The following is a 12,541-nucleotide window of genomic DNA, read 5'->3' on the forward strand; positions in this document are numbered from 1 at the left end:
CACCGCGCCACGCGCAGGGTCCTGCTCGAACACGACGACCAGCGCCCGAACGTCCATCCCGACCACCTTGTCCGCCATGGCGGAAGCATCCGCCGAGGCCAGTCACAGTGTCCGGACGAACCCGAGACAGAAGTGTCCACGTGCACACAGGACAGAACACCCAGCCGTCACGGGGCCACTGGGACCGCGCGCTCACTCGAGTGTGATCCGCGGGTGCGGGGTCGGTCAGCTGACGGCGTCGAGGGCGTCGACGACGCCCTCCCCGAAGAAGCTGTTGTCCTCGACCGGGCCGACGCAGACCGGGCCACCGGTCGCGGCGCCGCACGCCTTGTCGTCGGCCTGCTCGCGCAGCTTGTCGATCATCTGCGCGGGCGTCCACGTCGGGTGCACCGACTTCATGAGCGCGAGCACACCGGCGACGTGCGGGGACGCCATCGACGTGCCGCTCTTCGTGCCGTAGCCGTTGTTCGTGACGATCGTCGAGAGGATCGACGAACCGGGAGCGGCGACGTCGATCGTGCCGAGGCCGCGGTTGCTGAACGAGGAGAGACGGCTCTCCATCGTCCCCGCCGGGAAACGCTGCATCGAGCTGACCGTCACGACGCCGTCGAGCTCGGTCGGGATGTCCTCGCACCCGCTGTTGAGGGTGCGCGTGACGAAGCCGGAGGCCGGCTGGTCGTCAGGGCTCGTCGTGTCCTTGAACGAGGACTTGTCCGACAGGTCGTGTGCCGAGTTGCCGGCCGCGGCCGCGTGGACGACACCCTGCTTCGTCGACCACGTCACCGCGCGACGGACGGCCTCCTTGGCGGCGAACTGGTCGGGCTGGTCCTCGCAGTAGAACTCGAACGGGTCGACGTAGTAGCTGTTGTTCGTCACGTCCATGTGCTTGAGCCCGGCCCAGATGAAGCCGCACACGGCGTACTCCGGGTAGATGAACCCGGCGTCGTTGACGACCTTGACCGCAGCCATCCGCACGTTCGGGGCGACGCCGACGATCCCGACGCCGTTGCGGGCCGCGGCGATCGTGCCGGCCACGTGGGTGCCGTGGTCGCTCGTCGTCGGGTACCAGCCGGTGGCCGAGAGGTCGGGCCGGCCGGCATCGGTGCAGTTGACCGAGTCGGCGACGTCGATGTTGGCGGCGAGGTCGGGGTGGTCGGGGTCGATGCCGCTGTCAAGGACGCCGACGAGCACGTTGCGGGAGCCGTCGGTGATGGCGTGGGCCTGGTCGGCCTTGATCATCTTGAGGTCCCACTGCTCGGCCTCGCGCGGGTCGCTGGCGGCGGCCGGCGACGCGTCGGACTCGAGGTCGCCGTTGTCGGCCTTCTTCGCGCCCTGCTTGTAGCCGGACGCGCCGCGGCCCCAGGACGCCCCCGCGACCTCGGGCGTGCCCTCGGAGACGGCGACGGTGCGGGTCGCGCCGACGGAGTCGACGGCGTTGCCGCCCTTCGCGACGACGTCGGCGCGGAAGGTCGAGACCTTGGAGTGCGCGATGACGACGCCGATCTGCGGCCACGACTGGACGACGACGCCGCCCGCGGCCCTGACCGCGGTCTCGACGAGACGCGTCTGGCCGGGGTTGGCGATGCGCGCGTTGACGACGTAGCTCATGAGCTGGCCGTCGGGGGTGTTGATGGTGACCGGCGTCGAGACCGGCTCGGCGGTGGTCGCGTCGGTCGAGGCGACGGCGACGCCACCGATCGCGGCGGTGGAGGCGAGGGCGAGCGACGCGACGGCGACGATGCCGCGTCTGGTCAGGCTGGGATGACGCATGTGTGAGCTCCTGTGGTGTGAGGAACAAAAGGCGGCGCCCTGGATCGGGCGCGTCCCCACATCCTTGGGGGCTACCGGTCAGTCCGCTCGTCGAGATGCGTCACGGAGGCCTGGCACTCAGGCTGACGCACGGGCGCGGCGGGCCGGCCGGGGGTCAGGCTCTCAGTCCGCCTCGACCGGCCGGGTGAGCGGGGCGAGGGCGATGAGGAGCACGAGCGAGGCGAGCGGGCCCAAGCCCCAGGGCAGCAGCATGATCCCGACCGAGCCGGCCGCCAGGGCGAGCGAGCCGACGGGCAGGCGCCCCTCGACGGTGAGGGCCACGAGCACCATCGCGAGGGCCACGGCCGTCAGGACGCCGCCGCCCGAGGAGAGCGCGGCCGGCGCCTCGTGGCCGATGAGACCCGTGACCTGACCGACCCAGACGGCGGCCGTCGCACCGGCCCCGAACGCCGCGAGGAGCGCCGTCGGCACCGCGAGCGGGAGGTGGCGCAGGCGGGCGCCCAGGCCCACGGTCAGCCACGCGAAGCTCGCCACCGACAGGACGAGGAGCACGCCCGCGGCCACCGACAGCGCGCCCTGGTCGCGGGCGGCGGCGACCCCGCCGAGCCCACCGAGACCGCGGAGCCCGTCGAGGGAGTCGAGCCCGTCGACCCAGTCGACGATGCCGTGGGTGAAGAGCAGGAGCGGTGCGAGCAGCGCCAGGAGTGGCACGCGGTCCGTCGCCTCCCGCGTGCCCGGGAGGGTGGTCGTACGCGTCGTCACCCGCTCGCGGGCCGGCGCGGTCACGGGGGTGGCGGGGAGTGGGGCAGGGGCGGGGACTGGAACGGGGGTGGGGATGGCGGAGGCCGTTGTGGAGGTGGCGGACGGGGGAGGGGTGCGGTGCGTCCTCGGTGGCGTGACGGCATACGCGGCCGGTGCGATGTGGGCTCTCGGGGAGCCGGCGGCGCGGGCCGGGGAGAGCGTGCTCGTCGTCATGCCTCCAGCGTGGCGGTCGGTGGTGACGCTGCCCATCGGGGTCGACCCCGAGCCGTCCCCGAGCGGTCCCTGAGAGCGGTCGGGTGGACGCGCGGGCCTTTTTGTCCATTTCGGAGACTTTGACCCTCTTTGGGTCGTACCGTGCTTTTGTGGGGTCGAGGTCAGGGTCGACCCCGTCGAGCTCTGGTCAAAGGGGTAGACATGTCGGTGCGCTTCAATGCTCCTCCGGGATGGCCGGTTCCGTCGTCGTCGTGGGCTCCGGGTGACGACTGGATGCCGGACCCCAGCTGGCCGATGCCGCCGCGCGGCTGGACCTTCTGGGTCGTCGAGCAGCGGGCCGCCGGCACCATGGGCGAGGCCGGCACGCCGCGCTTCGGCTCGCCGCCCCGCACGACCGCCGCCACCTCCGGCGCTTACGGCACCGACCGCGGGAGCTGGCTCGCCGGGCTGCGCGCCCGCGCCTCGTCCGACGCCCTCGAGGTGGCGACCTCGCCCGGCCGGACGGTCGAGCCGGTCGCGACGCGCGCCGTGGCCGAGAGCTCGTGGGAGCTCGACGGCCTGCTGACCTCTGCAGGCCGGCTGGACATCTGAGGTGGACCTGCTGCTCAGGGTCGCACCGGAGGTGCGGCTCAGTTCCTCGACGTCCGGACTCCGCGCCCTGCTCGACGACACGGCCGGCGCGCGCGTCGGCACCGGCGTCGGCGCCCGCACCGACGTCTCGTCCGTGTCCGATCGCGGCTCCGACGAGACGCTGAGTCTCGCCGAGCTCGAGGTGCGGTCGCGGCAGGCCCAGGAGTCCGGCGACCTCAACGCGCTGCGCTCGATCGAGGAGGCGCTCGTGGGCCTGCACCACGAGAACCACCCGCCGCGTCGCCGACCCGAACCGCCCGAGACGACGGCGCTGTCGGCCAAGGAGCGAAGCCTGCTCGAGCGCAAGGCCTTCAACGCTGCGCTGCCCCAGGTGTCGGTCTTCAAGCGCGCCGCCCGCTCCAAGGCCAAGGCGATCGCCGAGACCGAGGCGGACGGCTTCAGCCGCACCCTCGACGTCGCGCACGCCGTCGTCGCCCAGCACCGCGCCGCCGCCCTCGACGACCAGTGGAACGACCTCGCCGGGCACGAGCGCTGCGCCGTCATCGCCGAGCTCGACGCCGCCTTCGCCGCGGCGACGTGCGGCTGCACGTGCGTCGACGCCGGGTGGGACGCCGAGACCTCGCGCGGCTACGTCACGATCGTGGCCCGCTACCCCTCGCTCGACATCGTCGCCGAGCGCGGCCCCGGCGTCTCGTCGAGCGGACGTCGGATGCTGCGCCGCCGCACCCGCTCCGAGCGCAACGCGCTCTACCTCGGCGGGCTGGCCTCGTTCGCCCTGGCCGCTGCGCGGCGGGCGATCAGCATCGCCGTCGCGGCTGACGACATCCACCTCGTCATCGTGCGACCGACCGAGACCGGCGAGGGGCTCGAGCCGATCTACGTCGGCAGCCTGAGCCGGGAGGCGGTCACCCTGCGCCCGGCGCTCGCGGACCCGCTTCCGCTGCTGCTCGGGTCGGCGGAGCGACCGATGCAGTTCGACGGGCCGGCGCACGACCTCGTGGCCGTGGCCCCCGACGCCGACGTCATGGAGATCGTGCGGGTGTGCGTCGACGCGCTCGGCGACGAGGCACTCGACGGTCTGCTGGAGACCGGTCACGCCTGACCCGCGAACTCTGGCCTCTCGACGGGTGAGGACCCGCGAACTCTGGCCTCTCGACGGGTTGAAGCTGGTGGACTGGGGCGGGAGACGGGGCTGCGCGAGCCGACCACGGCGGGGGCTCCGGCGCTACGCTGCGACAGCGGGCGCCCGGACTTCTGGACCATCCCTCCACCGCGGGCCCGTCGATGCGCGATGGTGCCTGGCGGGGAGGGCCACGAGGGGTGGCCGAGGGGGGCCGTGCTGTGACCGTGTGCTTCAACCCGCCGCCGGGGTGGCCGACGCCGCCGGCGGCGTGGCTGCCGCCTGACGAGTGGCTGCCCGATCCCGAGTGGCCCGAGCCGCCGGTCGACTGGACCTTCTGGTCGGTGACCGCGCGGCAGCCGCGGGCCGGGTCCCGGCGTGCCGGGGGCGGCCGCCGGAGCGGGGTGTCCTTCCCCCTCGCGACCGTCGCCGCACAGTCGACGGTGTCGCTCGCCGCGCTCTTTCCCGAGCGGGGTCGCCCGAGTGCGGCGTCGGCATACGGCAGCTCGACGGGTGCATCCGGAGCGACCAAGGCGGGTCGCGAGTACTACGAACCGCGCGGCTGGGGTGCCGGCTCGAGCGGCGGCTCGAGTGGCGGTGCGGGCTCGTCCCCCGTAGGCGGGTCGGTCCTCAACGGCTCCGCACCCACCGCACCCGGGCGCCTTCTCGTGCAGACGGAGCCGGCCGTCGCCGATGCCGAGACGGTCAGGGCCGAGGAGGCCGGGGACGCCGAGGAAGCCACGGAGGCCGAGGTGACGCCGGGCATCCGGCTCTCCCCGATCCTGCGGCTCGTCGCGCACCCCTCTGGGCTGCGCGTGCAGTTCCGGGTCGGTGGTCCGGTGGCCGCGGCGCTCGCCGAGGTCATGAAACCCGCCATCGAGGCGGCCACGCCCGGGCTCACCCCGACCCAGGGAGCGTCGTCGGGGCGCGCGGCTCCCGGCAGCCCCGATCGCGGGGGACGCGGAGGGCGCCAGGGCCGGCTGCGTATGCTCAGGCGCAGCCGGCACGAGGCGAGCGATCTGCCGACGGACACGTCTGCGGGTCGACGTGTCGGCGGACGCCCGGCGGTGCTCTCCGTCCGCGAGCTCGCGGGCCGGGCCCTCACGGCCCGTCGCGAGTCCGACCGCGAGGAGGCGCTCGCGGTCGACCGCGACCTGTGCTCCTTCCACCGTCAGCCGTTCAGCGCGATCCGACCGCCGGTCGTGACGCCACTCGCGCCCCTGACCGCGTCTGAGGTGGCAGCCGTCCGGCAGCAGGTTCTCGCCGCGACCGGGGCGACGGCCAAGGGACTCTCGCGCTCGGAGAGCACGGAGCTCAAGGCGCTCGCCACGGCGCGGGCGGCAGCCTTCGTCAGCGCGAGCAACGTCGCGCGCCGGGTCCTCGCCGACCGACGGGAGGCGCTCGCGTCGGGCGCGTGGCAGCTCCTCGAGTCCCACGACCCGGCGGCGGTCGTGGCCGTCGTCGACGAGGCGCTGCGCTTGTCGGGCAGCGACGTCACCTGCCTCGACGCCGGGACCGACCCCGTGACGGAACGCGCCTACGTCACCGTCCTCGTGCGCTTCGCGACCACCGGCATCGTCGCCGAGGAGGGCCGCGAGATCGCCCCGTCGGGCCGCACGTCGTGGCGGGCACGCACGGCCTGGGAGCGCAACGGGGTGTATGCCGCCGGGCTGGCCGCCGTCGTCCTCGCCGCCGCCAAGCAGGTCGACAGCATCGCGCCGGCGACCGACGACGTGAACGTCGTCGTCGTGCGCCCCACCCGCAACGGCCGCGGCGTCGAGCCGGTCTATGTCGGGCGGCTCGACCGGGGGGACGTGTCGCTGCGCCATCCGGAGGCCGACCCGCTGCCCCTCGTCATCGGCTCGGCAGTGCCACACGGCATACGCATCCACGGTCCGGAGCGCGAGGTCACCGCGCTCGAGCACGCCGTCGACGTCGACGGGGCGCTGCGCGAGATCGTCGACGCGTGCCGCGCGGCGGACGCGCAGTCCGCGCGGCTCCGCGAGGCGGCCCGGGCGCAGGCCGGCGGCGCCGTGCCTCCTGCCGGCTAGGAATCACGCGGGCCGGAGGTCGCGCGGGCCAGAGATGTCGCGGGCTGGAGGTCGCGCGGGCTGGAGGTCGCGCGGGCTGGAGGTCGCGCGGGCTAGAGGTCGCGGCGGACGAGACGCCGCAGGGCGAGGGCCGCGATGGGCCGGTAGCCGACGACGGCGAAGGCCGGCCCGTCGATGACGAGCTCCGTCGTGCAGCCACCCGGCGCAGGCCGCACGACGTGGTCGAGGGTGGCGTGCACGGGGCCGAGGCGCACGTGCCAGCTCCACTCCATCGCCTCGGCGTCGACGGTCAGCACCTCGAACGGGACGCGGACCCCGAGCGGGCCGACGACGAGACCGTTGAGCCCGGGGGAGATCCGCTGCGTCGCGGCGATGACCTCCTGGATCTGCGGCGACCACGTCGACCAGAGGTCGAGGTGCTCGTAGCGGGCCCAGGCGACGGCGGGGCCGGCCCCGCCGCTGGCCGTGATCGTCGCGCGCATCGCTCAGCTCTCTCGTCGGTCAGGCATGGTTGCTCAGGTCCCGTCAGGCGCTGTCGGGGCCGGGGTGGGCGCTGGAGCGGACGCCGGAGCCGGAGCCGGAGCCGGCGCCGGTCCGTCGACGTTGACCGTCGGCGTGCCCGAACCGCAGCGCACGATCACGGCCCGTGACGTGCCGTCGCCCGGGTTGGACTCGCGGTGCACGGCGCCGGCCGGCACGCGGAGGAAGTCGCCGGGACCGGCCTCGACGACGACCTCGCCGCCCGGACCGGACTCGAGCCGCATCCGACCCGACACGACGTAGAGGGTCGTGTCGTGGTCGCCGTGGTGGTGCCACCCGGAGACCGCGCCGGCCACCGTGTCGACGGTGCCCGACCACATCGACTCCGTGTGCAGGGCGACCTGTCGGCTCATCCCCGGCGTCGGGTCGGCCGGGCTGAGGGCGTCACCTGCGACGTGGCTGCACGGCTCGGCGGCGGCGGTCGGCAGGTCGTTGTGCTCGGTCATGCCCCCATCAAACCCCCACGGCTCTAGCCTTGTCGTGTCCTTGGTTCAGTCCTTGGTTCAGTCCTTGGTTGGGTCCGTCGGCGAGGTGAGGTGACGCATGGGCGCCGGACGCTCGGGTCGGGTCGTCGTCGTGGGCGGCAGCATGGCCGGACTGCTCGCGGCGCGGGCGCTCGCCGACCACGCCGAATCGGTCGTCGTGCTCGAGCGCGAGCACCTGCCCGAGACGGTCGCCCCCCGCGGCCGCGTGCCGCAGGGCCGGCACCTGCACCTCCTCCTGTCGGCGGGCCTCGACCTGCTCCGCGACTGGTTCCCCGGCATCGAGGACGAGCTCGAGGGCCACGGGGCCGTACGCGTCGACGGCACCGGCGCGTGGGTGCACCAGGGTGGCGCCTATCGTGCCCGCGGCGACTGGGGCCGACCCGCCATCTCGCAGACCCGCCCCCTGCTCGAGCACGTCGTGCGCGCCCGGGTGGCGGCGCTACCCGGGGTCACCGTCGAGGACGGCGTGACCGTCGAGGGCGTCGTCCGGTCCGGGCGTCGCGTCACGGGTGTCGTCGTGGACGGGCAGGAACGGCCGGCTGACCTCGTCGTCGACTGCTCCGGGCGCAGCTCGCGCCTCGCGCACGACCTCGCGGCGTCGCACGTGCTCAACCCACCCGTGACCCGCGTCGGGATCGACATCGGCTACGCGTCCTTCACGATGCGCCGGTCTCCGGACGACTTCGAGGGCCATTTCGTCGTGTGCATCGAGAACCCGGGTTCGTTCCGCGCCGGCGCCGTGCTGCCCGTCGAGGGGGACCGGTGGCAGGTGACGCTCGCCGGCGTCCACGGTGATGCTCCGCCGGCGGACGACGAGGGCATCGCGGCGTTCGCGGCGAGCCTCCCGACCCCGGCGGTCGGCCAGCTCATCGCCCGGTGCGAGCGACTCTCGGAGGCGTCGACTTACCGCTTCCCGTCGAGTCAGCGACGGCACTACGAGAAGGTCCGCGACCTGCTCCCCGGGCTCGTCATGCTCGGCGACGCGTCGAGCAGCTTCGACCCGATCTACGGGCAGGGCATGACGTCATCGGCGCTCCAGGCAGCGGCGCTGGGCGAGGTCGCGTCGCAGGTGGGCCTCCGTTCGGACGATCTGCCGAAGCGCTTCCACCGCAAGGCTGCTCGCATCATCGAGTCCCCGTGGCGGATCGCGGTCGGCGGCGACTTCGGCCACCCCGCGACTGAAGGGCCGCGGCCGCTCGGCACCGCCGAGGTCAACGGCTACCTCCAGCGCGTCATCCGCGCCTCGCACGTGTCGGTGCCCGTCGCGCGGGCCTTCAACCGGGTGCTCCAGCTCGACGACCCGCCGACGTCGCTCGTCCACCCGGCGCTCGTCCTGAGGGTGCTGCGCGAGTCCCGCCGCTCGCCCGTCGCGACCGGCGCGGCGATCCGACACCCGCGTATCGGGCCGGCCCGGGTCAGTTGAGTGCAGGTCGGCTGAGTCCGGGCGCACGGCGCGCGGTCACCTCTTCTTTGACAGGGTGGACGCATGAGGACCGACCACTTCATCCGATTCGAGCGCGTCGACTCCGTCGAGGAGACGCCCCGCGGGCTGCTCGCCCGGCTGCACGGGGAGCAGCTGCGCATCGACGCGGTGCGCTCCGACGTGGTGCGCATCCAGCTGAGCCGAGGCGGCGTCTTCGACGAGAAGCCGACGTATGCCGTGTGCGTCGACCCGCTCGCTGCTCCGGATGGCGAGGGTGACGTCACATGGCGGGCCGAGCAGGCGGAGGGTGCGTGGCGACTCGTCACCGACGACCTCGTCGTGACGCTCTGGCTCGACCCCTTCCGCGTCGACGTGCACCGCGCCGACGGGTCGGTCGTCATCGAGTCGATGCCGGACTCGGAGGGCCGCTACTGGACCTACGCGACGCTCAACGACGCGTGGACGGCGCGCCGCCGGATCGGTCGCGACGACGCGATCTACGGCCTCGGCGAGAAGGGCGGCCACCACAACCGGCGCGGCCGCGACTTCACGATGTGGAACACCGACGTCCTCAACGAGCACGCGACCGCCGAGTTCCGGGCGGGGCTCGACCCGGCCGACCCCCGCGCGGATATGTCGAGCATCGAGTTCGACCCCTACTACGTGACGATCCCGTTCTTCTACCAGCGCGATGCCGCCACTGGCTCCGCTGTCGGCTCGTTCGTCGACAACGGCTACCGCGGAGAGTACGAGTTCAGCCACGACGACGAGTACCGCGTCACCTTCCACGGCGGCCAGTGGACCGAGTACGTCTTCGCCGGCCCGTCGATGGCGAACATCCTCGAGCGCTACACGTGGCTCACCGGCCGTGCGTGGCTGCCTCCGATCTGGGCGCTCGGCTACCACCACTGCCGCTGGCACGCCTACAAGCAGAAGGACGTCGAGGTCATCGCCAAGCGCTACCGCGACGACGAGTTCCCTTGCGACGCCATCTGGCTCGACATCGACTACATGGACGGCTACCGCGTCTTCACGTGGGACTCGGAGCGCTACCCCGACCCGGCCGGCATGCTCAAGGGCCTGGCCAACCAGGGCTTTCGGGTCATCTCGATCGTCGACCCGGGGGTCAAGCACGACCCCGGCTACGCGGTCTACGACGACGGGCTCGAACAGGACGTCTTCTGCCGCACCGAGGGCGGCGACACCTACATCGGCCAGGTCTGGCCGGGCAACACCGTTTTCCCGGACTTCGCGACGCCTGAGGCGCGGTCGTGGTGGGGCGCGCTCAACGCCACGCACGTGGAGTCGGGGCTGGCGGGCATCTGGAACGACATGAACGAGCCCGCGACCGGCGGGATCGCCCCGCAGGCGATGCTCTTCGACCAGGGGCGCGCCAAGCACGAGCGCTTCCACAACCAGTACGCCCTGCTCATGGCCATGGGCACCATCGAGGGACTGCGTGCCGCCCGGCCGGAGGCGCGGACCTTCATCCTGTCGCGGGCCGGGTTCGCCGGCATCCAGCGCTACGCCGCGAACTGGATGGGCGACAACCAGGCCCGGTGGGACCACCTGTGGGTCAGCATGCCGATGGCATGCGGCTTCGGCCTCTCGGGCCAGCCCTTCGTCGGCGCCGACATCGGGGGCTTCCAGGGTGACACGAACCCCGAGCTGTTCCTGCGCTGGATGCAGATGGGCGTGCTGACTCCCTTCTGCCGCAACCACTCCGAGACGAACAACATCGACCAGTACCCGTGGTCGTTCGGTCCCGAGATCCACGACCTCGCCCGCGAGGCCGTGCGGCTGCGCTACCGGCTCATGCCCTACATCTACTCGGCGTTCGTCCGCGCGACGGAGACCGGTGAGCCGGTGCAGCGCCCACTCGTCCTCGACCACCAGTACGACCCGAACGTCGTCGACCTCGACGACGAGTACCTCTTCGGCCGCGACCTGCTCGTCGCGCCCGTGACCGAGCAGGGGCAGACCTCGCGCACCGTGTACCTCCCGGAGGGTGACTGGTACGACTGGCACACCGGAGAGCTGCACCCCGGCGGCCAGCGGATCACCGTCGAGACGCCGTTCGAGCGCATCCCGCTCTTCGCCCGGGCCGGCGCCGCGATCCCGATGTGGGCCGAGGCGCCGATGTCGACCGACGGCTACCGCCCCGAGTCGGTCGAGCTGCACGTCTTCGACCCGGTCGTCGACGGCCGCTGGGAGTCGGTGCTCGTCGAGGACGACGGGCTCACCGTCGCGGGCGGTGAAAGTGCTGGTGACGCCGAGCGCCTCACGACAACCGTCGTCGTGGAGCGGGCCGCGGGCGAGGTGACCGTCGCGCACGAGACCGCCGGACCGGGGTATGCCGGTCATGCGCGCACCCGCTTCGACGTCGTGCGCCACAGCTGAGCCGAGTGGGGCGGTGCCGTTGGCTGCGAATGCAGCGAACGGCATACGCCCCCATCGGGTATGCCGTCGAGGCAGTCCGCTCGAGCGCCCATCTGAGCGCCCCTTGAGCGGGTGACCCCCGAACGGAAGACTGACGAGCATGGCTGACACGGCGGACCGCGAGCAGGGCCAGAAGAGCGAGAGTCTGCTCACCGTCATCATCGCGCTGGCGATGAACGCCCTGATCGCCGTGGCGAAGTCGGTCGTCGCGATCATCACCGGGTCGGCCTCGATGGTCGCCGAGGCCGCCCACTCGTGGGCCGACGCGGGCAACGAGATCTTCCTGCTCATCGCGGAGCGTCGCGCCGGGCAGAAGCGCGACACGACGCACCCCTTCGGCTACGGGCGCGAGGCGTACGTGTGGTCGATGTTCGCGGCCTTCGGGCTCTTCGGCGCCGGTGCGGTCGTGTCGGTCTGGCACGGCATCTCGGTGCTCGGGCACGAGGAGCCGGAGACGTCGTACACCTGGGCGTACGCCGTGCTCGCCATCGCCTTCGTGCTCGAGAGCGTCTCGTTCGTGCAGGCGACGCGGCAGACGCGGTCCGAGGCGCGAGCCCTCGGCCTGCGGCCGCTGAAGTTCATCGCCAACACGTCGAACCCGACGCTGCGGGCAGTCTTCGCCGAGGACGCCGCGGCGCTCATCGGCCTGCTCATCGCGGGACTCGGGATCTTCCTGCACCAGGTCACGGGCAACGCCGTCTGGGACGCGCTCGGCTCGATCCTCGTCGGCCTGCTGCTCGGCGTCGTCGCGATCTTCCTCATCAGCCGCAACCGTGACTACCTCGTCGGGCAGGCCGTGCGCCCGGAGCTGTGGGCGCGTGCGTTCGACGCCCTGCACGACAGTCCGGAGGTCGAGCGGATCACCTTCCTGCACCTCGAGTTCGTCGGCCCGGGGCGTGTTTTCCTCGTCGCGGCCGTCGACCTGACGGGTGACGACACCGAGTCCCAGGTGGCTGACCGGCTCGCGGCGCTCGGTCACGAGGTCGAGAAGCACGAGCTCGTCGAGCTCGCGATGATCACGCTGTCGCGGACCGACGCACCGAGCCTCGAGCGCCCGACGGTCTCCTGACCTCGACCGCGGAGCCGACGCGGTCGGGCCGACCGCTGTCGGTACGGCCGCCGCAGAGGCCTTGTCGTCTCATCAACC

11 protein-coding genes are annotated in these 12,541 nt (G+C 72.8%); 7 read left to right on the forward strand and 4 right to left on the reverse strand.

Going from position 1 to position 12,541, the window contains the following annotated elements; genetic code table 11:
• Positions 1 to 225: 225 nt before the first annotated feature.
• Entirely contained in the window at positions 226 to 1,770 is a 1,545-nt protein-coding gene (locus AB4Z14_RS19290; RefSeq protein ID WP_442276618.1) for a S8 family peptidase, read from the reverse strand.
• 162 nt (positions 1,771 to 1,932) lie between these two features.
• Positions 1,933 to 2,556, reverse strand: a complete 624-nt coding sequence (locus AB4Z14_RS19295; protein WP_442276619.1) for a hypothetical protein — start codon at positions 2,554 to 2,556, stop codon at positions 1,933 to 1,935.
• Between the two features lie 49 nt (positions 2,557 to 2,605).
• On the opposite strand from AB4Z14_RS19295, the gene AB4Z14_RS19300 reads away from it, so the two are divergent.
• The 4 genes from AB4Z14_RS19300 to AB4Z14_RS19315 all read left to right on the forward strand — a co-directional run bounded on the left by AB4Z14_RS19300 (position 2,606) and on the right by AB4Z14_RS19315 (position 6,507).
• Entirely contained in the window at positions 2,606 to 2,818 is a 213-nt protein-coding gene (locus AB4Z14_RS19300; RefSeq protein ID WP_442276620.1) for a hypothetical protein, read from the forward strand.
• A 128-nt stretch (positions 2,819 to 2,946) separates the two neighbouring features.
• Entirely contained in the window at positions 2,947 to 3,336 is a 390-nt protein-coding gene (locus tag AB4Z14_RS19305) for a hypothetical protein (RefSeq protein WP_442276621.1), read from the forward strand.
• Between the two features lies 1 nt (position 3,337).
• The gene (locus tag AB4Z14_RS19310; RefSeq protein ID WP_442276622.1) at positions 3,338 to 4,438 is read left to right on the forward strand and encodes a hypothetical protein; all 1,101 of its coding nucleotides are present in this window, start codon (positions 3,338 to 3,340) and stop codon (positions 4,436 to 4,438) included.
• Positions 4,439 to 4,677: 239 nt separating this feature from the next.
• Positions 4,678 to 6,507 carry a hypothetical protein gene (locus AB4Z14_RS19315; RefSeq protein ID WP_442276623.1) on the forward strand — a complete coding sequence of 610 codons (1,830 nt, stop codon included), beginning with the start codon at positions 4,678 to 4,680 and terminating at the stop codon, positions 6,505 to 6,507.
• Between the two features lie 92 nt (positions 6,508 to 6,599).
• Here the strand turns inward: AB4Z14_RS19315 and AB4Z14_RS19320 are convergent, their stop codons facing one another.
• Both AB4Z14_RS19320 and AB4Z14_RS19325 read right to left on the reverse strand, forming a co-directional pair.
• On the reverse strand, positions 6,600 to 6,989 hold the full coding sequence (locus AB4Z14_RS19320; RefSeq protein WP_442276624.1) for an SRPBCC family protein: 390 nt from the start codon (positions 6,987 to 6,989) through the stop codon (positions 6,600 to 6,602).
• A gap of 33 nt (positions 6,990 to 7,022) precedes the next feature.
• Positions 7,023 to 7,493, reverse strand: a complete 471-nt coding sequence (locus AB4Z14_RS19325; RefSeq protein ID WP_442276625.1) for a cupin domain-containing protein — start codon at positions 7,491 to 7,493, stop codon at positions 7,023 to 7,025.
• A 97-nt stretch (positions 7,494 to 7,590) separates the two neighbouring features.
• Between AB4Z14_RS19325 and AB4Z14_RS19330 the strand changes: the two genes are divergently transcribed.
• The 3 genes from AB4Z14_RS19330 (at position 7,591) to AB4Z14_RS19340 (ending at position 12,463) form a co-directional block, all read left to right on the forward strand.
• The gene (locus AB4Z14_RS19330; protein WP_442276626.1) at positions 7,591 to 8,955 is read left to right on the forward strand and encodes an NAD(P)/FAD-dependent oxidoreductase; all 1,365 of its coding nucleotides are present in this window, start codon (positions 7,591 to 7,593) and stop codon (positions 8,953 to 8,955) included.
• A gap of 63 nt (positions 8,956 to 9,018) precedes the next feature.
• Entirely contained in the window at positions 9,019 to 11,355 is a 2,337-nt protein-coding gene (locus AB4Z14_RS19335; protein ID WP_442276627.1) for a TIM-barrel domain-containing protein, read from the forward strand.
• A 139-nt stretch (positions 11,356 to 11,494) separates the two neighbouring features.
• Positions 11,495 to 12,463, forward strand: coding sequence for a cation diffusion facilitator family transporter (locus tag AB4Z14_RS19340; RefSeq protein WP_442276628.1), 969 nt, complete (start codon positions 11,495 to 11,497; stop codon positions 12,461 to 12,463).
• Positions 12,464 to 12,541: the final 78 nt, after the last annotated feature.

It is taken from the genome of Terrabacter sp. 2TAF16 (assembly GCF_052115065.1).
Classification (GTDB): Bacteria; Actinomycetota; Actinomycetes; order Actinomycetales; family Dermatophilaceae; genus Terrabacter.